The sequence below is a fragment of the Acetobacter sp. ESL1128 genome, from assembly GCF_058505085.1.
Genome location: NZ_CP196369.1, coordinates 1,366,539 through 1,390,394, shown reverse-complemented (window position 1 = coordinate 1,390,394; position 23,856 = coordinate 1,366,539). Strand labels below are relative to the sequence as shown.

At 55.2% G+C, this 23,856-nt stretch carries 19 protein-coding genes; 7 read left to right on the top strand and 12 right to left on the bottom strand.

Annotated features, from left to right (window positions below; translation table 11 throughout):
• Positions 1-27: 27 nt before the first annotated feature.
• The 5 genes from ACSYTG_RS06425 to sodC all read right to left on the bottom strand — a co-directional run bounded on the left by ACSYTG_RS06425 (position 28) and on the right by sodC (position 5,269).
• A complete protein-coding gene (locus ACSYTG_RS06425; protein WP_086646785.1) occupies positions 28-1,710 on the bottom strand; it encodes an OprO/OprP family phosphate-selective porin in 1,683 nt (560 codons plus the stop codon).
• A gap of 212 nt (positions 1,711-1,922) precedes the next feature.
• Positions 1,923-2,132, bottom strand: coding sequence for a hypothetical protein (locus ACSYTG_RS06420; protein ID WP_086646786.1), 210 nt, complete (start codon positions 2,130-2,132; stop codon positions 1,923-1,925).
• A 246-nt stretch (positions 2,133-2,378) separates the two neighbouring features.
• Entirely contained in the window at positions 2,379-3,197 is an 819-nt protein-coding gene (locus ACSYTG_RS06415; RefSeq protein ID WP_489783916.1) for an MBL fold metallo-hydrolase, read from the bottom strand.
• Positions 3,198-3,484: 287 nt separating this feature from the next.
• Positions 3,485-4,513, bottom strand: coding sequence for an MYG1 family protein (locus ACSYTG_RS06410; protein WP_086646787.1), 1,029 nt, complete (start codon positions 4,511-4,513; stop codon positions 3,485-3,487).
• Positions 4,514-4,744: 231 nt separating this feature from the next.
• Positions 4,745-5,269: a superoxide dismutase[Cu-Zn] gene (gene sodC, locus ACSYTG_RS06405; RefSeq protein ID WP_253529582.1), complete on the bottom strand. Its 525-nt coding sequence runs from the start codon at positions 5,267-5,269 to the stop codon at positions 4,745-4,747.
• Between the two features lie 478 nt (positions 5,270-5,747).
• Here sodC and ACSYTG_RS06400 point away from each other — a divergent pair, with 478 nt between their 5' ends.
• Positions 5,748-7,496 (top strand): Na+/H+ antiporter, encoded by a 1,749-nt coding sequence (locus ACSYTG_RS06400; protein ID WP_086646789.1) that lies wholly within the window; start codon positions 5,748-5,750, stop codon positions 7,494-7,496.
• A 21-nt stretch (positions 7,497-7,517) separates the two neighbouring features.
• On the opposite strand, the gene ACSYTG_RS06395 is transcribed toward ACSYTG_RS06400, so the two are convergent.
• From ACSYTG_RS06395 to ACSYTG_RS06380, 4 genes are read right to left on the bottom strand one after another with little or no spacing between them, the layout of a single operon-like run.
• Complete coding sequence (locus ACSYTG_RS06395) at positions 7,518-8,249, bottom strand: pirin family protein (RefSeq protein WP_489783915.1); 732 nt, start codon at positions 8,247-8,249, stop codon at positions 7,518-7,520.
• A 9-nt stretch (positions 8,250-8,258) separates the two neighbouring features.
• Positions 8,259-9,782, bottom strand: coding sequence for an efflux transporter outer membrane subunit (locus ACSYTG_RS06390; RefSeq protein WP_489783924.1), 1,524 nt, complete (start codon positions 9,780-9,782; stop codon positions 8,259-8,261).
• A 4-nt stretch (positions 9,783-9,786) separates the two neighbouring features.
• Positions 9,787-10,863: an HlyD family secretion protein gene (locus ACSYTG_RS06385; RefSeq protein WP_489783914.1), complete on the bottom strand. Its 1,077-nt coding sequence runs from the start codon at positions 10,861-10,863 to the stop codon at positions 9,787-9,789.
• A gap of 16 nt (positions 10,864-10,879) precedes the next feature.
• A complete protein-coding gene (locus ACSYTG_RS06380) occupies positions 10,880-12,517 on the bottom strand; it encodes an MFS transporter (RefSeq protein ID WP_489783913.1) in 1,638 nt (545 codons plus the stop codon).
• Between the two features lie 119 nt (positions 12,518-12,636).
• Between ACSYTG_RS06380 and ACSYTG_RS06375 the strand changes: the two genes are divergently transcribed.
• Positions 12,637-13,560, top strand: coding sequence for a LysR family transcriptional regulator (locus ACSYTG_RS06375; RefSeq protein ID WP_086646793.1), 924 nt, complete (start codon positions 12,637-12,639; stop codon positions 13,558-13,560).
• A gap of 9 nt (positions 13,561-13,569) precedes the next feature.
• Here ACSYTG_RS06375 and ACSYTG_RS06370 read toward each other — a convergent pair whose 3' ends face one another.
• A complete protein-coding gene (locus tag ACSYTG_RS06370) occupies positions 13,570-14,481 on the bottom strand; it encodes a LysR family transcriptional regulator (protein ID WP_086646794.1) in 912 nt (303 codons plus the stop codon).
• A gap of 198 nt (positions 14,482-14,679) precedes the next feature.
• On the opposite strand from ACSYTG_RS06370, the gene ACSYTG_RS06365 reads away from it, so the two are divergent.
• Complete coding sequence (locus ACSYTG_RS06365) at positions 14,680-15,177, top strand: lipocalin-like domain-containing protein (RefSeq protein WP_095349880.1); 498 nt, start codon at positions 14,680-14,682, stop codon at positions 15,175-15,177.
• A gap of 75 nt (positions 15,178-15,252) precedes the next feature.
• On the opposite strand, the gene ACSYTG_RS06360 is transcribed toward ACSYTG_RS06365, so the two are convergent.
• Positions 15,253-17,667: a recombinase gene (locus tag ACSYTG_RS06360; RefSeq protein WP_489783912.1), complete on the bottom strand. Its 2,415-nt coding sequence runs from the start codon at positions 17,665-17,667 to the stop codon at positions 15,253-15,255.
• A gap of 386 nt (positions 17,668-18,053) precedes the next feature.
• On the opposite strand from ACSYTG_RS06360, the gene ACSYTG_RS06355 reads away from it, so the two are divergent.
• From ACSYTG_RS06355 to ACSYTG_RS06340, 4 genes are all read left to right on the top strand, one after another.
• Positions 18,054-19,070, top strand: coding sequence for a Dyp-type peroxidase (locus ACSYTG_RS06355; RefSeq protein ID WP_489783911.1), 1,017 nt, complete (start codon positions 18,054-18,056; stop codon positions 19,068-19,070).
• A gap of 11 nt (positions 19,071-19,081) precedes the next feature.
• Positions 19,082-19,894, top strand: a complete 813-nt coding sequence (locus tag ACSYTG_RS06350; RefSeq protein ID WP_095349878.1) for a family 1 encapsulin nanocompartment shell protein — start codon at positions 19,082-19,084, stop codon at positions 19,892-19,894.
• A gap of 237 nt (positions 19,895-20,131) precedes the next feature.
• Positions 20,132-21,754 carry an ABC-F family ATP-binding cassette domain-containing protein gene (locus ACSYTG_RS06345; RefSeq protein ID WP_489783910.1) on the top strand — a complete coding sequence of 541 codons (1,623 nt, stop codon included), beginning with the start codon at positions 20,132-20,134 and terminating at the stop codon, positions 21,752-21,754.
• Positions 21,755-21,805: 51 nt separating this feature from the next.
• Positions 21,806-22,696 (top strand): delta(1)-pyrroline-2-carboxylate reductase family protein, encoded by an 891-nt coding sequence (locus tag ACSYTG_RS06340; RefSeq protein ID WP_489783909.1) that lies wholly within the window; start codon positions 21,806-21,808, stop codon positions 22,694-22,696.
• A 69-nt stretch (positions 22,697-22,765) separates the two neighbouring features.
• Here the strand turns inward: ACSYTG_RS06340 and ACSYTG_RS06335 are convergent, their stop codons facing one another.
• Positions 22,766-23,833: a tartrate dehydrogenase gene (locus ACSYTG_RS06335; protein ID WP_095349874.1), complete on the bottom strand. Its 1,068-nt coding sequence runs from the start codon at positions 23,831-23,833 to the stop codon at positions 22,766-22,768.
• Between the last annotated feature and the right edge of the window lie 23 nt (positions 23,834-23,856).

The following is a 23,856-nucleotide window of genomic DNA, read 5'->3' as shown; positions in this document are numbered from 1 at the left end:
AGCCTGTTCCTTAATCATAATGTCAGATCAGAATGCTGCCTGCACGCGGCCAACAACAGCGTTGCCACTGCGCCCAAAGAAATTGGCATCCGTTGATTTTGCACCATTGTAGCTGGAAACACTAAAGTGCGTGTAATCCAGCATGACCTTGATGTGCTGGTTGGGGTACCAGTTCAGCCCACCTTGCCATACAGTCTGTTTATTGCCTGTTTCCCCTGCGGTATTAATAACTGTTCCTGTCATTTTAGTGGTGCCAGACGTCCGCAGGTCGGTCACACTCCAGCGCCCGCTAACTTCCAGTGCGCCCCAGTGCCCTTTTGCGGGGTCAAAGTCATATTCAACACCCGGGGTTGTAAACGCGGCAATTTTTTCATTATAGCCACGACCATGTCCAAACAGAGTATAGTTTGCAGCAACATACCAGCCATCAAAGCCAATGGCAGGCGGGTTTATGCTGGCGGCTACGTTATCGTGCTGCACCCCAACATGATAATACTCACCCTTGAGCAGGAATTTTTTGTAACGGAAACCAAACTGCGGCCCCGCTGCCCAGATCTGGGAAATATTTGTTAACGCGCCGGATGTCAGCAATTGTGTTTCGCCCAGAGGAACTTCAACATTGTCCTTAAATGTTGTGGTTCTTCCCGTGCTGGACTGGTTCACTTTAAATGCAGCCGTTGCCCCAACGCCGACATGCACATCAATATCCTTGGAAACATAAGGACGGCCTGCGGCACGGAACACAGCCCCGGTCTGGCTGTCTGTTATGGTTTTATCAGTTGTGCGATCACCATATTTCTGCCCTGTAAAATACCCGGCAACAAGCCAGCGTTTTTCGTAATGCTCACCACCAATGCTAAAGCGGGCCACACCACCAGCAATGTTACGAACCAGATCAACAATGGTCGGGCGTTCCAAAAACTCAAATGCCCCTGAACGCTCTGCGCTGTCTTCTTCCATGCGCGGCTGAAAATATCCGACGGTCAGAGTTGTGTTGTGCAGGCCGGTATAGTTCAGGTTGGCTTCAAACAGGCTAACGGTGCCGTCACTGTTATTGGCACCAAAGTCTGGCGTTACGTTTACTACCCAGTCCTTGTAGCGCCAGGACATGTAAATGCGCAGACGCCGTGCATTCTCGGTAAACTTGTTGAAGTTGCCGGCACTTTCCTTTCCGCGCTGACCAACCCCCATAAAGCCACCAAAGTCTTCCTGCGCCAGAAGGCCAATGGAAAATGCGTAAGCCTTATCATCCGACGCAATGGTTGGGCGGCCTTTGGGGAAACCGATTTTAATGCCGCCAATATCCACGCTTTCATCCTTGGCGGAAGCCGCCTTGAATGAACTCCAGGACTGTACCGGCCCTTCCGGCAGGGCAATGCGGCTGTCATTGGGGCTGCGCGGGCCATGGTTGGCGGGCGGAACAACCGGGTCTTCACGGAATTGAGGCTGCACATCATCCGGCCCAGCAGCCGTTAACGTGCGAGGAGCATGACCAATTTTGCGGCTTTGCAGATTGGAAGTATGCTCATACTTGTCCACCCGTGCCTGCAGGCGGTGGATTTCCCCCATCATTTCCCGGTGCATTGCAGCGATCTCGCGCCGTAATGCTGCATTTTCTGCATCCGATGTGGCTGCCATCGTCACATATGGAAAAAAAAGGCTTGAAACTGTTGTTGTTAACAGAACACTCGCCCGAACAGACACCGCCATAAGTTCCCCCAAACTTAAAAATTTTTATTTTAATATGGTGTAATACCATAAAACAAAGATGATTATGTTTTGACCCCGAACCATTCAAAACACAACAAACGCCCCACTACCTACATTTTGCAGATAATGTTCAACACAACCAATATGAATTACGAAAACTGTGTGATGCCAGAGGCATCATGCCAAACGATTGCAAGCCCCTGCTGGCGCGGTTAAACCGCGCTCAGGTTATGTTGTGCAAAAGTGGTTTTGAATTTGCGAATAACGGATGTCCGCAAATCCTGCCCGTCCGGGTAGCGCTTGTTATGCAAGCTCTGCACGCTTTCATGCGCCGCATAAAAACGGCGGGTCCGGCGATCTTCTTCAAGAATAATGGCACCAACAAAAGTGCCGTTAATTTCAATAATACGCGATTCAAACATGATTTTTCCCCTCCAGGTAATAACTGACCCGGAAGGTAATAAAACCCACAGGTCAGGCGTTAGATATTTTAACGTCGTAACATCGGCCCAGCCGACACATTCGACCCCACAGGTTTTGCATCTTCTATGCGCTCCTCATGTGCCACGCGCTTAACGTGTGATTATGTATCACCCATATTTCCACGGCAGTCAATTATATAATTTTAAAAATAGTTGTTTTTTTATATCACGATAATTGTTGTTATTTTATGAGTCGCTTTCTTGGCCGCCACCAAACTGATAGACCTGCCCGGGGCTTGCGGCCCTAAACCGCTCTACGTTGCAATTTCCTGCCAAAAGAGCAGCTTGCAGAGCTTTTTCCGGTGCGCGGATACCTTCATCCGTAAGCTGAAAAGTGCCCCAATGAATCCCTATGGCCTGCTTTGCCTGCGTATCCTTGTAAATACACACCGCTTCATGTGGATTAACGTGCTGCCCTGCCATAAACCATCTTGGTTCGTAAGCACCAATTGGAATAATAGCCACATCCGGCGCACCATACCGGGTGCGTAAAGCACGGAACAATGTTCCATCGCCATAGGCTGTATCTCCGGCAAACCATAGTTTTTGGCCTCCGATATTCAGCCAGAACCCGGCCCATAGCGCCATTCGCCGGTCAAAAATACCTCGTGCAGACCAATGGTATGCGGGTGTTAGCGTTACACTCAGTGCCGGGGTAATAACGTGTTGGTCATACCAGTCCCCTGTAAGAATACGGGCTTGTGGAATAGCTTTTTTAACAATGCGATCATTCCCTAATGGCATGATCATCAAAGGGTTATGCTCGGCCTGCAACCGCCTGAGTGTAACCAGGTCAAGGTGATCATAATGATTATGGCTGATGAGCAATGCGTCAATCGGTGGCAGGTTTTCAAACGCTACACCCGGTGCATTAACCCGTTTGGGGCCAGCCCAGCGCAATGGGCTGGCCCGCTCTGACCATACCGGATCGGTCAGAATATTGAGTCCCGCTGCCTGAATAAGCACTGTAGCGTGGCCCACCATGGTAATGCGCAGGGCATCCACGCTCTTTTCTGGTATAGCTGTTGTTATGGGAACAGAATCCGGCCATGGCGCGCGATGTGATGTGCGCCTCCAACGCCACAGATCGCGCAAGGAACGGGCTGTGGAAGCTTGCCCGGGATTAAAAAAACGGGTTCCATCAAAATGGTCAGTTACAGGCCCGGCATAGTATTTATTACGTGTCATAAAAACCATGCATGGCTCCTCTCCCCGCCAACAGAACTGTGCGTGGTGCGTTCAAATACAAACGCACCATGCATAAAGCGGGAGGCAGTTGTTTGGTCCGATGTTTAGCTTTGCTGCGGCTTGAGCTCTGCATCAATCTTCAAGGCCTGCTGCGCCATGGCTAGTGCCCCTTCCCGGCTTGCCGCACCACAAATAAAGCGCGCAGGGTGCGCAAATACCGCATCGGCAACACCGCAGACTGCGGCAAGATCCTGCCCGTTCAGGCCGCCCCATGCTTCTGGCAGGGATATCCGCTGGCCAAAGGCCCCGCGTTCGGGGGGCACAGCTTTAACATTCCATTGCCCACTACCTGTGGGAGAAACCACGTAAATAACGGGGAGATCATGCTCAAAAATAACCTTTTCGGTTGGCATGCCCGTTTCCATCAGCAAAATACGCTTGTCCTGTGCATTTTTATAAGCGGACAGAACACGGTCCGTTGCTTTCAGGCTGGCACGCACACGATCGACCGTGTTGACCAGATGGGAGGCCACTGCGGTTGCCGCATTAGCAAAGCCTAGGGTTTCCCGCCGTTTGGCTTCTTCCGGGCCGTGGAGCTCCGCCGTGTCCCATGGTGGGCTGCAGGCCGAAACAATATCCGCCAGTGACAGCTTGCCCATCTTGGCTACGCCGTTATCATCCTGATCAATCGGCACGACCAGTGATTTATCAATACTCTGCCAGATAGCCGTAATTGTGGCATCGTCAACAGTGGTGCGCACCAGATTACGCACAGCCGCCTTACCGTAATCTTTCCACAGCAATCCGGCGGCACTGTATGGAGTGCCATCTTCACGCAGGGGTTTGTCTTTCATGTGGTGGTCGTAACGGCCTTTGGGCGGGTCATAAATCCCCCCCACATCGAACACGATATCTGCCGCCTGAATACGCTCCGGGTCACGCGAGCGGAAGAACTTCAGGCAGTCCTCGGGGCCTTCGCCCAGAATACGGGCGCGCAGGTCACCCATTGGAGCCAGCGCATAATGGAGCACAACATACCCAAGTGTTTCATCAACATGGAAGTTGCCCGAATGGGTCAGTGCGGTTGTGATGGTTGCCTCATGACCGAGACCAATAGGGGTATGTTCAGACATTACGATGACCTGCTGCAAACTGAGGATGAACTTTCATAAGCCCCCTCATGCCGCACGCTCTGGTATCAGACAACCGGCTTCAGCAGGATATATGCACATAATCCGGTTTTTCCCGCCTTATACATAAGAGCGGAGATACGCGTGCACTCTAAAGCGCCGTGTGCGCCACCCCACAGGCCTTGTGGAATGGCGCACAGGATAGAAGCCCGGGTTATGCCAGAGCGCCTTGGTTTATTTGATAACCGCGCAGGCTACCCGGTCCCCTGCCCCACCAATTGGCTGGCTCTGGTAATCATCAGGGTGGGCATGGATGACCAGTGACGAACCATCCGCATCCAGCAGGGCAGGCTTATCCTTGCCAGCTTTAAGTGCGACCAGAGGAGAGAATACCTCTACCGTAGCTGTGCCGTCAGCCCCGACAAACACGTTAGGCAGATCACCTGCATCGTTCGCGGTGGGGTTAAGCAGACCATGCACAACAGGCGTCGTTGCATGCACATGGGGCCCGGCCGTTGTAAATTTAGGCCCTTCGCACACGCCCTTGTCGTGGAAGTGCATGCCGTGCCAGCCCGGTGTGAGCCCTTTTGCTTCTACCCGCAATATAACCCCTTTGGGGGCATCGGTAATGGCAACATTACCGTGCGCTGCGCCATCCGTGCCCACCAGAGCGCCGGAGGCAGTATCTGCCGCACGGGCCAGAGATGGCAACAGAGCCATTGTGCAGGCCAGAAGAACCAAATGCTTTGAATGAACCATGGCGCATGCCCTTTCAGTTAAAAAACGAGGGGCTAGGCCCCTTGTTGCATCGTAAAATACTGATCACGGGAGTTTAATCCGTGCCTACCCTAAAACCTTAGAACATCGCGTAACAATCCACCACGCCCGATTGAGGATGCAAAACATTCCCACATCTACACTCGGGCATGGCTCAGCCTGCGCGACCATGAAAATCCTGACAAAAACGCACGCTACTGCGGCAGGTTCCCATAACGAGCCTAGAATACCGGGCAAAAATTGGGTTTGCAGCCAGTTAGGTGGGTGACGAAAATTTGAAAATTCCACAGGTGCCAGAGGCCAAAATACAGGTTGCAATACCACCGGCCTGCAACCTGCCATTGGGTGTTTTTCTGACCATTCCCGCGCAACCCTGTGATGGTTCAGGCTTTATAAACAGGCGGCATTTTTATCAAGAATATCGTTCATAAAATAATATCAGGCAGGTCGGATTACACTAATGCATATGACATCTGTAGTGCTTCTACTTTTGCTGATAACGGCAGTAGCAGGGCCTGCTGCCCGGCTGTTACGCCTGCCACTCCCTCTTTTATTAATAGCCTGTGGTATTGTGGCATCACTTCTGGGCTTTCACATCGATTTTGAGCCTGAAACCTTTTTACTGCTTTTTATCCCCCCTCTGCTTTTTTCAGACGCATACCTTATGCCGTTGCACAATTTTCGTGAATTGCGCTGGCCGATCCTCCTTCTGGCGGTCGGGCTGGTTATTTTTAGCACCATTATTGGCGGGTATTTTATTCATTGGCTGCTTCCTATGGTCCCCCTTGCCGCGGCTTTTGCACTCGCTGCCATTCTCTCCCCCACCGATGCCGTAGCCGTGGGCGGTATGATTGATGAAGAGCGCGTGCCCAGACGGTTCCTGCATATTCTGCAAGGGGAGGCCCTGCTGAATGATGCCTCCGGCCTTGTCTGCTTCAAGTTTGCCGTGGCTGCCAGTCTGACTGGCACTTTTTCCGTCATGCATGCGTCTTTGGGGTTTGTGCTGGTAGCGGTAGGCGGCATTTTAATTGGCATGGCGCTGACATTTGGCTTTAATTTTATCAATCGCATTCTGTCCCGCCATGGTTTTGACGAACCCACCACACAGATCACACTCATGACCCTGCTGCCTTTTGCAGCTTACCTGCTGGCGGAACATCTGGAAGCATCGGGCATACTTGCGGCAGTCAGTGCCGGGTTAAGCCTTAACCAGAGCAGGGTATTCGGCTCAGCCCAGACTGCCACCCGCCTGCGCGGCAGTGCGGTATGGGAGATGATTACCTTTGTTTTTAATGGTCTGGTCTTTCTGCTGCTTGGGCTGCAATTGCCAGATATTGCAGCACAGGGAATTAGCACTGCCAATCAGGCGGGAGACAGTACTTGGTCTTTGATTGGCACCATTGTCCTGCTGACCAGCATGCTGCTTCTGCTCCGTCTGGTCTGGGTATTTTTAATCAGCAGCACGCGCTACCTGATTGCAAAATTACGGGGACATAAAACTGGCAGAGTTTCGGTTACGGAAACAGCGGCCATGACCATAGGCGGTGTGCGCGGAGCGGTAACACTGGCGGGTATCCTCTCCCTCCCTATTGCGGAAAATGGCCTGCCTGCATTCCCCATGCGGGACCTGCTGGTAACTTTTGCCGCCGGTGTGATTATGACATCTCTCCTGATCGCGGCACTTGTATTACCCCCGCTAAGCCGCTCCCTTCGCCATGATGGCGGAGACCCGGTTAACCGCGAGGCAGATGAAGCCCGGCGCCTGCTCGCACTAGAAGCCATTGCGGAAATGGAGCGCCAGTCCGCCCTTGTTACCAAGCAGCTGGATGAAAATACTGCACAGCAACGCGCAGAAGTAACCGCAGCCTTGATAGCCGAATACCGCTTCCGGCTACGGCTTTTGGAAGATGCCCCCGATGACAAGCTCAAGGCCGAGGAATACCAGAGCCCTGATGCCCTGCACCGGGATACGGCTTTGGCAAGGCGACGGTTTGAAGCCGCCCTGCGCCTCCATCTGCTCCGCACAGAGCGCAAGGCTCTGGCGCGTATGCGGCAGGAAGGACAGGTGAGTGACGAAATAGAACGCCTTTTAACCCATGACCTTGACCTGGAAGAAACAGCCCTTTCGGGCAGTGCCCGTGCCTTGCCAAGACATCTGCACTACATGGACGGCCCCAAAATGTGCAGCCCGCTCATTTATACAGGCTGAATACTGGTTTGTGCGCCACATTCAGGCTGCAATATCGGTTAAAAGCACAACGGCTTCCTGTGTCGCCATAACAACCACACGTTCAGTCTGGCTCAGCATTGCACCATCCCCCGCTGCCAAAGCCGCACCGCACAGGGTAATGGCACCACGAACCACCAGCACATGCAGGTCCCGGCCCTGTGTGGTCTGGTAAGCAGCCCCCTCCCCTGCCGGAATGTCAGCATGCAATAATCTGCTGCGTGCACTCAGCGTTACAGGCGAGCCGTCGTCTATTACCTCCGCCATTTCCGGGTCATCTTCAGGGAAGCCTGACGCAATTATTCTAAAACCACCATCTTCCAGCCTTGGAAAAGCCGGCCGCGCCTCCTGCGTGGGACTACCACCTTCCGTGTCGGCCAGAAGCCAGAACTGGATGAAGGAAGCCCCATCCGCCCCAGCCTGCCACGCCATGCCTGGCACCCCCGCCCCGGTGCCAAGCAGATGCAGACCGCCTGACTGTATGGTTTCTGTAGGGAACCCTTCAGCACTGGTTTGCAATGCCCCCGAGCACAGCCATGTTACAATATCTACATTGGCTTCTGGGCCCAGATGGTAGCGACCTTGCGGCGGAATTGTACCAAGGTTGATTGCCCTGAGCCTGCCCTCATGCTCGTTCTGTGGTGCCAGATAATCCGCAAAAGCAAAATGGCAGCGCAGGGTGAGTGTATCGGAATGGGCCAGACCCAGACTATCCGCCCGACGGATGGTTATCATGGCGTGTTCTCACACATGTTTGGGGGTTTCTTGGGCGTCAGGGTACAGTGTTTCCCAGCCCCCTCCAATGGCACGGTAAAGCTGTGTAACCGACCCCGCCACATGGGCGGTGGCTTCAACCAGCGCGCTTTGCGATGCCAGCAGGGCGTTCTGTGCGCTCAGCACATTCAAAAAATCAGAGGCACCCTGCACATACTGCGCCTGGGCAACATTCAGGGCTATTTCGTTCTGTTGCACGGCCTGTGCCAGTTCATCCCGCCTTTTCTGGGCAGCAGTAAAGTTGGCCATGGCATCGTCAATCTCCTGCCAGGCCTTAAGCACTGTGCGCTGGAATAAAACGGAGGCCTCCTGCTGCTGCGCCTTGCGCAGGTGGAGTTGCCCGGTCAGCCGCCCGCCTTCAAAAATAGGCAGTGTGGCAGTTGGGCCAAACCCATACTGGCGGGACGCCCATGACCCAAGCCCACTAAACTGGAGGGCCTGCACGTCCAGACTGCCAGAAAGAGTAATCCGCGGGAAAAAATCGGCCACAGCCACGCCAATACTGGCCGTAGCTGCGTGCAGCCGGTCTGATGCCATCCGGATATCCGGCCGCCGCTGCGCCAGTTCCGAAGGCAGGCCTACGGGCACAGAATCAGGCACTGGCGGCACCGCCGCTGGCTTACCCAATGTGGCATCAAGGGCACCGGGTTCACGCGCGACCAGAAAGCTCAGACTATTCAATAAATGTGTGGCCTGCGCCTGCAGCGGGGCTGCACGGGATTCAAACATGTGTAACTGCCCCGTAGCCTGTGCCACATCCAGCCGGGTTGCTGCCCCCTGCTCCAGCCGCATGGTGGTCAGCTGTACACTATGGCGGGCAATGGCAATGTTGTGGTCCAGAATACCGATCTGCGCCTGTGTGGCGCGCAGGTCTATGTAGGTCTGGGCTGTTTCAGCCATAAGGGAGACGAGTATATCACGCCGGAGCTCTTCCGTAGCATGCACGGCAGCAGTTGCCGCCTCCACCTGCCGGCGCACATGCCCCCATAGATCTACCTCCCAGGAGGCATTCATCCCGTATTGTGGAAGGTTAAAAGAAGGGTTGCCCACATTCCCCGGTAGTGCTGCGGGGCCAAAACCCTGAGTGCCATTGGCAATACTCCCAGCCCCGGCCTGCTCCATATTGCCCATTAGCCCCAGAATACCGTTGCTGCTCGCCCGCTCCCGCGCGTAGGAGGCATTGGCCTCCATGTGGGGGAGCTGGGCAGCACTGGCAATACGCCGCTCCGCCCGGCTTTGCATCAACCGCAGGCTGGCCGCCTGCAGGTCCAGATTGGACGCTGCAACGTCCTGCTCCAACTGTGACAGGGCAGGATCTTTAAAAAGGGTCCACCAGGCCGGGTCGGTCGATGCCGTGCTGATCCGGCTTTGTGCTGGGGGCTGCGTTGACCGCCACGTGACTGGCGCGCTGACCTTGGGCTTGTGGTAATCCGGCCCCACAGTACAGCCAGTAAGAGCGAGGGCTGAAAAACCAGCCAGCAACAGATACTTCATGCCATTACTGCCAGATATAGCGTGCATCATGCGCATGCGCCCCTTCGGGTTTGGAAGCCGTATCAATATTCACTTCCACAGACATACCAACCCGGACCTTGGCCGCCATGGGCTGGCCGGGGTCAAACGTCAGCTTGACCGGAATACGCTGGACAACCTTGGTAAAGTTACCCGTGGCGTTATCTGGCTGAATGGGAGCAAAAGCGACGCCAGTGGCGGGGGCCAGTGAATCCACATGGGCCTTAAGTGGCTGACCGGGGAACGTATCCACCCAGACTGTTGCCTGCTGGCCCGCCTGAACACTGGTGAGCTGTGTTTCCTGAAAATTGGCAAGCACATAAGCGGCCTGTGTAGGCACCACCGCCAGAATGCCCGTGCCCGGATGCACATAAGCCCCAACCCGAACACCTCTCTCCCCCACTACACCATCCACTGGTGCGGGAATGGAGCAGTAGGACAGATCAAGTTCAGCCTGCTTGGCAGCGCCTTGCGCATGCAACAGAACACCCTTGGCGTGTTCAAGCTGCGCTTGAAGCACGGCAATCTGGCGGATAGCCGCATCCACCCCGGCCTGATCACGGGTTATGGCGGCCAGTGCTTCTTTTTCATGCGCCTCAGAAGACTGCTTCTGTTCAATGGTGCCGGCCCCACCGGATGAAAGGTTGCGATAGCGTGTGGTGTTCTGGCGCGCGAATATCAGCTCGGCCTGATCTGCCAGAACAGCCGCGCGGGCCTGTGCTATAAGAGCATCCTGCCGGGTCAGTTCCGCGCTCAGGTTTGCAACATCGCCTTCAGCGGCCAGCACATTGCCTTTGGCAACGTCCAGAGCTGCGCGGTAATCATCATCCTCTATATGCGCAAGTTCCTCACCTGCGTGCACACGCTCGTTGTCCTGAGCAATAACGCGGTCTATGCGGCCCGCAACCTTGGGGGCTACGGTTGTAAAATCAGCCGTAACATACGCATCATTTGTGTACTGGTTAACGCCATCCCCATTAACCAGACGCGCGCCCCCCCATGCGGCAAGGGCAAGCACACCGGCAGCGCATCCGGCATAAAGCAGAGGTTTTTTGTAAATCATGGTCTGTTATTCCGGTTTAACGGGCAGGAGTGTTGGGGGAAGGTGCACGCGGTGGATACACGCGGTGCGGTAGAACAAGATTCATGGCGGCATACGCAAGGCAGACCCAGATCAGCGCATAATACAGGTCGGTCAAAGCCAGAACGAGCGACTGTTCGTGCACAAAGGTGTGGAAAACCTGCAACCCGTTCCAGGCCACATGCGCACCATCAGCCGATGTGCCGCTTAGTTGCTGCTCAATTGGATTACCCATACCCTGCAACGCCAGTTGGTGCGTGCCGTGATGGTCTAGCAGCATGGTGGAATGGTATTGCTCCCGCCTGCGGGTAGTGGCGGAAAAAAGGGCAAATGCGACCGCATTGGCCAACCCTTTGAGCATGTTCACCATGCCGGAAATAAATGGCCCATCGGCTGGCCCCATGGCCATTGTTGCCAGCATAAGGGTGGGAATAACGGTCATGGGCTGGCCAAATACCTGAAGTATCTGGAGCAGGTAAAAATTATCCCGCACCCAGTCGACCGTCAGCCATGTGCCCAACCAGGCGGAACCAGCAAGGCACAGCATGCCGCCTGCCAGCACAAAGCGGCAATCCACCTTGCGGTTATTACAGACCCAGGCGATCAGCGGCAGCATGACCAGTTGAGGCAGAGCCACAACCAGAGATACCGGTGCCGTTTGTATGGGTCTGTACCCCCGCACGGATTGCAGGTAAGTAGCCGGGATTTCCGCCATAATGGAACAGATGGCCAGAATACCAACCAGCGACAGCAGGGATGCCTGAATATTGCGTGAGCGCCAGTACTGAATTCTAAAATACGGGCTGGGGTGAAAAGCCTCGTTGATCACAAAGACAATAAATGCCGCCACGCCCCAGAATGTAAGATTGGTGATGATAGGGGAGCGGAACCAGTCCAGCCTGTCCCCCTGATACAGCACAATGACCAGAGAGCATATGGCAGGCAGCCCGACCAGAATACCCAGCCAGTTGAACTTCTCAAACCGTTCAAAATGCATTGGATCCCGTGGCAAGCCATAAGCCATCATGGCAATGGCAAGCGCTGCTGTGGGTATGATCTCCCAGTATAACCAGTGCCAGCCTACGTGCTCAAACCAGAAGGCCTCCAGCGGCAGGCCTAGATTGGGGCCAAAAGTGGCACTCATGGCGTAGCCCCCAATGCCAAATACACGGATCTGGGGTGGCAGGTACTTCAGCATCACGGTCATGAGCACCGGTGGCAGGCAGCCAGCGGATAACCCCTGAAACGCCCGGAGAATGCAAAGCGATGTGACATCCGGCATAAAAGGGGCGGGAATGGACAGGAGTGCCAGAACCGCAGTCATGAAAATGGAAAACCGGTAGATCGAGAACGTCATGTAGAACCAGGGCGTAAACGCCATGGCCGCGATGTTGAACGCCTCGTAAATGGCAATGACCCACGTGCCTTCATCATGGCCAATGTGCATGGCCCCACGAATGTCGGACAGTCCGATTTCGGTCACATGCTCATTAAAACCTGCAACATGCACGGCAAGCAGCATGCCCAGACACCCAACAACGGTGCGCAGGCCAAATGGCGGAATATAGGAAAACTGCGGTGGTGACGCATGGATAACAGGCGCACCAGCCGCCGGTGCAAAAGCGGCATTTGTCATGCCCCGCATGTTCCCGATCGGCGGGCCACAAACAACCCCCATTCACGGCAACTAACGATTCCACTTTCTGGAACGATAAATGGTGGTGCCTGCGCCAGATAACGTCTATTTTTGCAACCATGAGAGGCTATGACCTAGATCTGCTGCGCTTCCTACAGGTTCTTATCGAGGAGGAAAGCGTCTCGCTCGCGGCAAGGCGGCTGGAGGTGAGCGAACCCGCCATGAGCCGCCACCTGGCCAAGTTACGCATCGCTTTTGCAGACCCCATTCTGGTCCAGTCTGGCCGTAGCATGAGTGCTTCCGCTTTTGCTGCTGGTATTCTGGACAGGGTGCAGGAGCTTGTTCGCGCGGCCGACAGCCTGATAGAAACACGCGCACTGGCCAATCTGGCCAACATGGCACCTACCTTTACCATCCGCGCGAATGATCTGGTTGTGGCATCCCTTGCCCTGCCACTTCTGCAGGCCCTGAAAAAGGAGTGCCCACGCTGCGAACTGATCTGGGCACCAGAGATTGATGACCCCGCATCCGACCCGCTCCGCCATGGTCGCGTTGACCTTTATATTGGCGCAACGGATGTCATGAAGCCCGAAATCAGGCGCCAGACCCTGTTCCGCGACCATATGCGCGGCGTTGTGCGCAAGGACCACCCCATTCTGGCAACCCCCGTTACCCCCCAGAGCATGGTGCTGTATGATTACATCAGCGTGTCCCGCCGTGGTCGTGCGCAAGGCCCTATAGACTGGATTTTGCGCAACCAGTTCGGGCTGACCCGGCGCATAGCCATGGTGGTACCTAACTACCATTGCATGGTGGAGAGCATGAAGGGCTCTGACCTTATTCTGCCCCTACCAGGTATTGTTGTGGAGCATATCTCGCTTAAGGCACTGGGGCTGGCAACATTCGAGTTCCCGTTATCCCTGCCCAGTATTGATGCTTTTCAGGCATGGCACCCACGGCGGGATACAGACCCCGTACATCGCTGGCTGCGTGAGACCCTGTTCCGTGTTTCACGGCAGGTTCTGGGGGCTTACACGCAATAATCAGCAGTTTTACAAAAAACCTGCCGTGCGGATATAAGGCCGCAGATCGCTCAAAAAAGCCTTAACGCTGGCCCGCGTATGCTGCCGTGTGGGCAGGACTGCATAGAGGTCAATTTTTTCGCCCTGCAAGTCCGGCAGAATACGCACCAGCTTGCCTTCTTCAAGGTCCTGATAAACGTCGCAGAGCAATTTGTAGGCAATCCCCTGCCCTGAGAGCGCCCAGTCATGAATGATCTCGGCGTTGGTGGTGGAAAGGCGGGGTTCCACCATAACCACGTCTGTTTCTGTCTCGTTCCCGATAACCCATTTATTCAGCAACGCCATGGTTTTGTTTTTGCGCAGGCATAAACAATCATGCTTGGGAATATCACGTGGATGGGTTGGCATGGAATGGCGTGCAATATAGGCGGGGGATGCACATAATACCCGCATTGTGGAGGCCAGACGGGTCACTACCGCCCCCGGTGTTTCTGGCAGACCAAGGCGGAGCACAACGTCCAGATAATCGTTAAAGTCATAATTCCCTTCTGGCGCAAGGGCCAGATTGATCATCAGGCGTGGGTGCTTGGCGCTAAAGGCTTCAATAAACGGTGCAATCTGTCTGCGGCCCAGTTCTACCGGAGCGCCAATACTCAACGTGCCACGCGGCGCGTTGGTACTGGACGATATTTCTTCCTCCAACTGGTCAATATCAGCCACAATGGTCAGGGCGCGTTCGTAGTATAAACGCCCCGTCTCGCTCAGGCCAAAATGGCGCGTATTCCGGATAACCAGCGTACTGCCCAGCCGCATTTCCAGACGTGCCAGACGGCGGGATACCGCGGCCGGAGATGTGCCCAGACTGCGCGCTCCAGCGGAAAGACTGCCTGCATCCACCAGACTTATGAAAAAACGTAGATCTCCGGTTTCGTCATAAGACATGGTGCCTGCTCCTTTGGTAACGCACTCTGGTCGCCCAGTTTTGCGTTTAGCGTAATATTATTTTTCCTTAATTGTCACTACCGAAGATGTGAAAGGAGGGGCATATTCGCTTCAGAACATCAAGGTAAAGCGCAAAACATCCTTTGCCCATCTGTCAAAAAACAGACAGACGATACGAAATAGCAACGGAATAAGACAATGCCAATGCAAGCGACCGTCGAGCGGATCAAGGAAGATTATAACGCTCCTGCCCCATCGCATGAAGACACCCTGCGGCAGAACCTTATCGGCACATGGGAACTCGTGTCCTACAAGGTGGAAGAGAAAGAAACCGGCAACTTCATCAACGCAATGGGGCCAGCACCCCGTGGCCGTGTTGTCTTTACCCCCGATGGCTGGGTCGCTTTTAATCTGGAAGGCAGCAACCGCCTTGCCGCAACAACAGATGCCGACCGCTCCCAGCTGATGAAAACACTGGTGGCCTATATCGGGCGCTACCGTGTTGAAGGTGACCAGTGGATTACCAGCGTGCAGACCGCATGGGCACCAGAATGGGTTGGCACCGAACAGCGCAGAACAGTCACCCTTAATGGTGAATATGCGGATGTTGTCACCCCATGGCGTAAAATGCCTAACTGGGCGGCTGGGCGGCTGTCGCGCAGCATTATCCGCTTCCGCCGGGCGGGTAACGCGTAAACCCGCCACGCAGGACACCCCACATACACACCATGCGTTATGGAAGCATGGTGTGTATGTGGTAGCTTTATCAGGTCAGACCGGGCATACGCCACTGGCGCATTGCAGATGGGCCCAGTCTACAACCTCGCGCACCTTTTCATCCGCAATTCCTGCGGTAATGGCTGCAAATCGGCCTGCGGAAACTTCCTCTTCCGGCAGATATTCGTAGCCAAGGTCTGAATCCGCACGGCTTGGCAGCACGGCGCAGCACCTGACCCCCGGCTGGTATTTGGCGACCATGGCGCGGAAATTTTCCAGATCATGGCGGTCCGTATAAATTTTGAGCGTGTAGGAAACCTGATTCCCCTGCTCTGCACCAATCCAGTATTTTTCCAAAAGTTCCAGCCAGCGAAACTGCTCCTCCGGTGTGGCCTCCGGCGCAGTCAGGACTCTTTCGCCCATACCCAGCCGCTGGATAAGAGGCACTGTTGGAAATCCGACAATGCTCATACCGGGAAAACTCCGTAACGACCGAACAGGGTAGCCTTTTGCCTCGTAGGTTGACAAAAGCGGGTCCGTACCGTTTTCCCACACACCATCTTCACGCCGTACGCCTTTAAACTGTACCCAGCGCAAATACTGCCGTCTGGCTGGCAAGTGTGCCCCTTCGGTCAGACCGAACAGCTTGGAGGTTGTGCCTGCGGGTTTGACTGTGGTCACTGTAACCGGGCGTTCTGCGCCCATATCCTGCGCATAGGCGTTTGCCTCAGCTTTGGCGATGCAGGAAAGCTGGTGCACCGCCTTCCAGAAAGACGCTGCCCGTTTTTCGTCCAGCATGTCTTTAAAGCCGAGGCCGAACCGTAGCCATGCCCATTCATGCAGCCCGGTGGGACCAATGCCTATGCGGTTTGTGCGGGCTACTTCCTGCGCATACAAGGCATCCATCCGGTTTGCCCGCAGCAGAAAACGAACGCCCAGCCGCACGGAATCCCTTACTCGCGCATCCCACGCCTGTGCCAATTCAAGCGGCAGATCGCCCGGGGTGACGTCCTCCAGAGGCACAGGGCATGCCAGCAGCGGCGCAAAATCTCCAATAACGCAGTAGCCACCCGTTACATGAAGCGTAATTTCACCACACGGGTTGGTCGTAACCGGGAAATGTGCCTCAGCCGCGCAACCCGCCAGCTCTGCCAGTAATGCCGCAGCATGCGTTGCCTGATAACGCGACGAACGGAAATCCCTGCCATCCGCATGCACGGGCTTACGGCGGGCACTGCCCGTGCGGTTATCTTCCAGTTTATCGCCGTTAATAAAACCGGGCTCACCATTAATCCATGCACAGCGGGTTGCTTCTGCAAACACTGCTCTTGCATGCTCGGCAAGCGGCCCGACCTGCGCTGGGTCATTCACACACTGCCAGAATTCCTGATCCACCATGACCGAATGGTTGGCTGTCCATAGCCCCCCTTCCTCCTTGGCACGAATAAAACGGAGGACTTCCGTATCCCGCCAGGATTTGGTGGCCATGCGCGCAGCACGGCGAGCACCACCTACCTGCACCTCAACAGACAAATAGTGGTCCACACGTAGCGCCTGCTCCCATTTGGGCATGCCGTTGCTACGTGCGGGTTCAATCACATGGACGCGCACATTCAACAGCCCACGCAGGAGCGAGATCGGGCCAGAGGCCGGCCGCCCCTGCATGCCGGCAATAGGGCTACCCGCGCAGCGAATGCGGCTGAAGTCCAGCACCAGAGAGCGCCCCAGCGCGCCCTGAAAGGCCATGGCTTCGATCACTTCGACCGCTTTGGCCCATCCTTCGCGGCTATCTTCTATAACATGCACAAGCGCATTGGGCTGTGCTGGCATGGAAGTGTGAACAAACTGGTTTAAAAAACTGCTAACCTGCGCTTCCATGTCGGCATCAAACGTATCCAGCAGTGTGCCCCAGGGCAATATCTGCATTTCCAGACCAAAATGGAGCAACCCTGCCCGGTCATGCGGGTAGTCCGGATGATCTCTCCCCAGCACAAAATGTAGGTCTGGGGCCTGTGCCCAATCTACAATGCAGAGTTCATCGTCATACGCACGGCCTACCCCCGAGCCATTTAGCAGCAGGTAGAACTTGGCAAAGGAGCAGATAGCCGTCGCGCAATTGGTAAACACTTCCATATTGCGGCCCGGTTGATCCTCATCCCCGTGCTGAAGGTGCCTGCCGGATGTTAGCAACGCACCGGTGGCAATGGCATTGCGGAGTTGCTGGGTTTCCCTCTCATCCACACAGGCAAGCAGGCCCGTGTTGCCTGCAGCTACTCTGCTGGCCACTGTCCCAAAACTTTCATGATCCGATGGACGGAAGACTGTCCGCCGCCCGACCGCCTCCCCCATGCCCCGGTCAAGTGCACGGGCCGGGGCTGGGCGCAGGCCAAAAGCCTCTTCAAACGGGTAACGCGGCGCTGCCACAGGTCGCGCGGCCAGAGTGCTCGCGTGTAAAAAATGCCCGTTCATTGATTGACTCCATCATCTCGCCCAGCCGCAGAAAATCGGCCAAAAATCGTTCATGTTGTGTCTTGTTGATGATGATTGCACCATATCTGGTATTTGGCACGTACAAAATTCCGCACAAAACCCCGGCTTTGCAACAAAGACCGGACTTCCCTAGCCTTCCGCTTTATTTTTTGCGAATGCGGCGCATTCTAAATATTTAAGGTAGGGGGGCGACTCATCCTTTATGGCTCCCCCGCTTATAGCAAGAGCGGCTCATGCGTCGGGAGCAATGCCAGCAATCCTCCCGCTACAGGGCATGATACGTCTTGTATCTTGCCATCCCGCCTTATGGGCTTATGCTGCTTTGCGTTGTTACCGTGTACGTTTCTGCTGGGAGCTTGTGTCCGTTGTCCACACCTCAACTTGTTGATCCAAAACTGACTCAGGCCGCAGTTTTTCTGGTTCTGACCCTTGATAGCGATACTTCGGTCAACCCACAGGTTCTGGACCTTCTGGGGGATATTTCGTCTCTTGTGCGAGGAATTGGCTTTCGGATTCCAGATGGCAAGCTGAGTTGCGTAACCGGAATTGGGTCACAGGCATGGGACCAGCTTTTTGGTGCACCACGCCCCAAAGAACTTCACCCCTTCCGTGAGATCAATGGCGTGCACCATGCGCCTGCAACGCCGGGGGACCTGCTTTTTCATATCCGTGCAACCCAGATGGACCTCTGCTTTGAACTGGCAGCAGCGCTTGTAGCCCGGCTGGAAGGTGCTGCAAGCGTTGTGGATGAAGTCCACGGTTTTAAATATTTTGATGCTCGCGACCTGCTCGGCTTTGTGGACGGCACGGAAAACCCTTCTGGTCAGGCTGCCACGAATGCCACAATCATTGGTGAAGAAGATCCCGCTTTTGCAGGGGGAAGCTACGTGATTGTGCAAAAATACCTGCACGACATCAAAAAATGGGATGCTATTCCCACCGAGGTGCAGGAGCACATTATTGGTCGCAAAAAGGTATCGGATATAGAACTGCCCGAAGCCGCAAAGCCCAGCTACGCCCATAATGTTCTCACCAATATTGAAGAGAACGGTGAGCAACTCCAGATCGTGCGTGAAAACATGCCATTTGGCACCGTAGGTAAAGGGGAGTTTGGCACATACTTTATTGGTTATGCCCGCTCCCCGGCCCGAACGGAGCAGATGCTCCAGAACATGTTTATCGGCAAACCACCGGGCAATTATGACAGACTGCTGGACGTGAGCACCGCAGTCACCGGTTCGCTGTTCTTTACGCCTACCTGCGAATTTCTGGACGCTGCCCCGGATATGGAAGGACCGGCTCAACCCGCCTCCCCTGCCCCTCAGCTTCCACCGCGTGACAAGCAAGACGGTTCCCTCGGCATTGGATCACTCAAGAATTAAGGACGCCAGACATGAACAACCTGCACAAACACCTTGCCCCCATTTCCGCCGAAGCCTGGTCCCAGATTGAGGAGGAAGCCACCCGCACTATCCGCCGCCATCTGGCTGGCCGCCGTGTGGTAGATACACCAGACCCCAAAGGCACCGCTTTTGCAGGCGTTGGAACCGGGCGTGGCAAAAAAATCGACACCTCGGATACCGGTGTTCTGGCCACCCAGCGCGAAGTGCTGCCGCTGGTTGAACTGCGCGTTCCCTTCACTCTATCCCGTGAAGAAATTGATGCCGTAGAACGCGGCGCTCTGGATTCAGACTGGCAGACCGTCAAGGACGCCGCGCAAAAAATTGCTTTTGCCGAAGACCACGCAATATTCGACGGCTTTGAAGCCGCTGGTATTTGTGGGCTGCGTAAAGGCACTTCCAACCCCCACCTCAAACTGCCGCCACAGGCCAAGGACTACCCGCACGCCATTGCGGAGGCCCTGAATAGCCTGCGCCTTGCTGGCGTCAATGGCCCCTATTCAGTTGTGCTGGGTGCACAGGCGCATCTGGCGGTTAGCAGCGGGGATGATGATGGCTATCCCGTTCGCAAGCATATTGAGAGCATGATTGACGGCAAAATCATCTGGGCACCAGCACTTGAAGGCGCTTTTGTCGTCTCCATGCGTGGTGGGGATTTTGTGCTTGATATCGGGCAGGATCTCTCCATTGGCTATCTGAGCCATACGGCAGAAACCGTGGAACTCTACCTGCAGGAAAGCTTTATGTTTCGCGTGCTGACCAGCGAGGCAACGGTTACTCTGGATCATTCTACGGCCTCTGCTTAACAGCGTTCCCCGCAGCCTATCTGCCGGTCAGGTAGGCTGATAAAGGCGGCATATGCCCGGTACGGGAGCAACCAGAACGCCCCACCGGGCCATGCCGCCTTTTTTGTGCGCATGTCAGCCCGTGCTCAAAGCGTGGCCCGCGCAAAACTTAATGCCCGCAGCAGTTTACGAAGCCCCGGTGTTACGCGATAAGACTGCTTTGCTGTTCCCCCATATGCGCGTTTTTCCTGAGGTTCCATGATCCGTCTCGACAATATCAGTAAACATAATGGTCACCGTGTGATCTTTATCGAGGCGTCGGCTGCCTTGCAAAAGGGCGAAAAAATCGGACTGGTTGGCCCCAATGGTGCGGGCAAGACCACGCTTTTCCGCCTGATTACGGGGCAGGAGGAACCGGACGAAGGGCATGTGCTGACCGACCGGGGCGTTACCATCGGCTTTTTCAACCAAGACGTAGGGGAGATGGCAGGCCGCAGCGCGGTTGCCGAGGTCATGGATGGTGCTGGCCCCGTAGCCGAAGTGGGAGCAGAACTTGCCAGACTGGAAACCGCTCTGGCTGACCCCGAGCGGTTTGACGAGCTGGATACCATACTGGAGCAGTTTGGCGAGGTTCAGGCCCGCTTTGAAGAGCTTGGTGGCTACGCACTGGATGGCCGCGCGCGTGAAGTGCTGCATGGGCTGGGCTTTAGCCAGGAAATGATGGACGGAGACGTGGCACTCTTGTCCGGTGGCTGGAAAATGCGTGTCGCACTTGCCCGTATTCTCCTGATGAAGCCCGACGTGATGCTGCTGGATGAACCAAGCAACCATCTGGACCTCGAAAGCCTGATCTGGCTGGAGCAGTTTCTGGCAGGTTATGATGGTGCCTTGCTCATGACATCACATGACCGGGCGTTCATGAACCGGATCATCAACAAGGTGATCGAAATTGATGGGGGCGCCCTGACCAGTTTTTCAGGCGATTACGAGTTCTACGAACAACAGCGCGCCCTGAATGAAAAACACCAGCAGGCCCAGTTTGACCGGCAGCAGGCCATGCTGGCCAAGGAAGTCGCGTTTATTGAACGGTTCAAGGCACGTGCCTCCCATGCAGCACAGGTGCAGAGCCGGGTTAAAAAGCTGGATAAAATTGATCGGGTGGAACCACCAAAGCGCCGACAGGCTTTGTCTTTTACATTCCCGCAGGCGCCCCGCTCGGGTGATTCCGTGGTCAACCTGCGTGGCGTGGATAAAAGCTACGGCTCGCGTGTTATCTATAAAGGTCTGGACCTGTTAATCCGGCGGCAGGAACGCTGCTGTGTGCTGGGCGTGAATGGCGCGGGCAAATCCACCCTGCTCAAGCTGGTAACAGGCACCACCGAGTCCGATGCAGGCACCGTTACGCTAGGTGGCAGTGTTAAAATGGGCTACTTTGCCCAACATGCCATGGACCTGCTGGACGGCGAGCGCACGGTGTTTGAAACATTGTGCGATACCTTCCCACTGGCCAATCAAGGGGCTTTGCGCACGGTTGCTGGCGGGTTCGGCTTTTCCGGTGATGACGTGGACAAAAGCTGCAAGGTGCTATCGGGGGGTGAAAAAGCCCGGCTGGTCATGGCGTTGATGCTGTATGATCCGCCGAACTTTCTGGTGCTCGACGAACCAACCAACCATCTGGATATCGCGACAAAGGAAATGCTGATTGCCGCACTGGCGGATTATGATGGCACCATGCTCTTTGTCTCGCATGACCGGCATTTTCTGGCAGCCCTTTCCAACCGTGTGCTGGAGCTCACTCCAGATGGCCTGCACCGCTATGATGGGGGATATACGGAATATGTCGCCCGAACCGGACGGGAAGCACCGGGACTGCACGAGTAGAAACACCAGCAGAACCCGGCAACCGATTAAGGTTTGAAAGGCCATTCGGATATGAAGCACTATTCCGCAGCCCAGACCGCAGAATACCTGCCCTTTGCCAGTCTGGTTGATGCGCTGGCTGTTGCGGTACAGGACTACGCCAATGGTGCCATAACCTGCCCCGAGCGCACGGTTGTTGGTGCGCCGGGCGGGACTGGCCTGCTCATGGCCATGCCCTGTGCAAGCCCGGATATTCTGGTCACCAAGCTTTTGACCATATGCCCCGATAACGCTGGCACATCACGCCCGACCATTCAGGGGCAGGTAACCTGTGCAGATGCAAAAACGGGCGAGCTCCTGTTCTCGCTCGATGGCCCAACAGTAACCATGCGCCGCACCGCAGGCATAAGTATGCTGGGCATACGCCTGCTAGCCCGCAAACCTGTCCGTAAAGTGCTTATTATTGGCACAGGTGCACAGGCCAGTGCCCATTGTGCAGCCTTGGCCAGCCTACACCCCCAGACAACAGTCTTTGTACGCGGACGAACCCCAGAACGGGCAAAAGAGTTTTGCGAACGGCACCAGGCCCTGCCTCTCGACCTGCGCCCGGCAGCCCCGCAGGATACCCGGTTTGATGTCATTATCACTGTGACACCAAGCAGGGAGTGCCTGTACAATGAACAACCAGCTCCAGAAAGCCTGATTATTGGCGTTGGTGCTTTTCGGCCAGATATGATCGAAGTTGGACCGCGCACTGTACACGCAAGCCAGCTTTATGTTGATGACCCAATAGGCGCCCCCAGCGAAGCAGGGGATCTGCTTCAGGCTGGTGTAGACTGGTCGCAGGTGCGCCCTCTTGCTTCAGCACTCCATACTCCACCCTCTTTGGAGCGGGCTGTTTTTTTCAAGTCCGTTGGGTGTGCCGCGTGGGATCTGGCTGCCTGCCGCGTTGTGCCGCACTAACCCAGCCTGAGTGTACCCTACAGTCCATGCCCTCTTACACGAGGCCATGGACTGTAGGGAATATTGTATTTACGCAGGAATATTCTGCACAATGGCAGCGCCAAGTTCACGCGTACCCGCAGTGCCGCCCATATCTGGGGTGCGGGGTGTTGCCGGATTTTCCAATGTTTTTTCAATTGCCTGCATCACCAGCCCTGCGGCTTCTGGCTCGCCCAGATGCTCCAGCATCATGGCCGCAGCCCATATCTGCCCTACGGGGTTGGCAATAAAGCGGCCTGCAATATCGGGGGCGGAGCCGTGAACGGGTTCAAACATGGAGGGGTAAGCCCGTTCGGGGTTAATATTGGCCGAGGGAGCAACAGCAATTGTGCCTGTAATGCCCGGCCCCAGATCAGACAGAATATCCCCGAACAGATTACTGCCAACAACCACATCAAACCGTTCAGGAGACATGACAAACCGTGCGGCCAGAATATCAATATGGTACTGGTCCATCCGCACATCCGGATACTCTTTGCCAATCGCTTCAAACCGGGAATCCCAGTAGGGCATGGAATGGAACAGACCATTGGATTTGGTGGCAGACGTTACATGCAAACGCCCTAGTTTACGGGCATATTCAAATGCGTAGCGGAGAATACGGTCTGTGCCATAACGGGTGAAGACCGCAGTCTGCATAGCTCCTTCGGATGGTGTACCTTCACCAAACACGCCACCTATCTGGGAATATTCACCTTCACAGTTTTCACGCACAATCCAGAAATCTATATCGCCGGGCTTTTTATTAGCCAATGGGCACGGGATACCCGGCAAAAGCCGGACCGGGCGCAGATTGACATACTGGTGGAACTCCCGGCGAATGGGAATAAGCAGCCCCCAAAGCGAAATGTGGTCTGGAACGGACGGAAAGCCCACAGCACCCAGCAAAATGGAATCACTTTGCGAGAGCTGGTCAATACCGTCCTTTGGCATCATCTGCCCGGTGCGCAGCCATGTTTCGCAGTTCCAGTCATAATTGCGAAATTTTATTCCAAAATCGCAAACTTCTGCCACACGCTCCAGTACATTCAGGGCTTGCGGCATAACTTCCGTGCCAATACCATCCCCCGGAATAACGGCTATTTCATAAGTCTTCACGCGGTTTTATCCTTATTACCAGA

Excerpts from the sequence above, each read along its gene's own strand:
- ACSYTG_RS06340 (WP_489783909.1), top strand. The coding sequence starts at position 21,806 with ATGAAGCACTATTCCGCAGCCCAGACCGCAGAATACCTGCCCTTTGCC.
- ACSYTG_RS06400 (WP_086646789.1), top strand. The coding sequence starts at position 5,748 with ATGCATATGACATCTGTAGTGCTTCTACTTTTGCTGATAACGGCAGTA.
- ACSYTG_RS06350 (WP_095349878.1), top strand. The coding sequence starts at position 19,082 with ATGAACAACCTGCACAAACACCTTGCCCCCATTTCCGCCGAAGCCTGG.
- ACSYTG_RS06345 (WP_489783910.1), top strand. The coding sequence starts at position 20,132 with ATGATCCGTCTCGACAATATCAGTAAACATAATGGTCACCGTGTGATC.
- ACSYTG_RS06385 (WP_489783914.1), bottom strand. The coding sequence starts at position 10,863 with ATGATTTACAAAAAACCTCTGCTTTATGCCGGATGCGCTGCCGGTGTG.
- sodC (WP_253529582.1), bottom strand. The coding sequence starts at position 5,269 with ATGGTTCATTCAAAGCATTTGGTTCTTCTGGCCTGCACAATGGCTCTG.
- ACSYTG_RS06420 (WP_086646786.1), bottom strand. The coding sequence starts at position 2,132 with ATGTTTGAATCGCGTATTATTGAAATTAACGGCACTTTTGTTGGTGCC.
- ACSYTG_RS06370 (WP_086646794.1), bottom strand. The coding sequence starts at position 14,481 with ATGTCTTATGACGAAACCGGAGATCTACGTTTTTTCATAAGTCTGGTG.
- ACSYTG_RS06365 (WP_095349880.1), top strand. The coding sequence starts at position 14,680 with ATGCCAATGCAAGCGACCGTCGAGCGGATCAAGGAAGATTATAACGCT.
- ACSYTG_RS06360 (WP_489783912.1), bottom strand. The coding sequence starts at position 17,667 with ATGAACGGGCATTTTTTACACGCGAGCACTCTGGCCGCGCGACCTGTG.
- ACSYTG_RS06425 (WP_086646785.1), bottom strand. The coding sequence starts at position 1,710 with ATGGCGGTGTCTGTTCGGGCGAGTGTTCTGTTAACAACAACAGTTTCA.
- ACSYTG_RS06375 (WP_086646793.1), top strand. The coding sequence starts at position 12,637 with ATGAGAGGCTATGACCTAGATCTGCTGCGCTTCCTACAGGTTCTTATC.
- ACSYTG_RS06390 (WP_489783924.1), bottom strand. The coding sequence starts at position 9,782 with ATGAAGTATCTGTTGCTGGCTGGTTTTTCAGCCCTCGCTCTTACTGGC.
- ACSYTG_RS06380 (WP_489783913.1), bottom strand. The coding sequence starts at position 12,517 with ATGACAAATGCCGCTTTTGCACCGGCGGCTGGTGCGCCTGTTATCCAT.
- ACSYTG_RS06395 (WP_489783915.1), bottom strand. The coding sequence starts at position 8,249 with ATGATAACCATCCGTCGGGCGGATAGTCTGGGTCTGGCCCATTCCGAT.
- ACSYTG_RS06410 (WP_086646787.1), bottom strand. The coding sequence starts at position 4,513 with ATGTCTGAACATACCCCTATTGGTCTCGGTCATGAGGCAACCATCACA.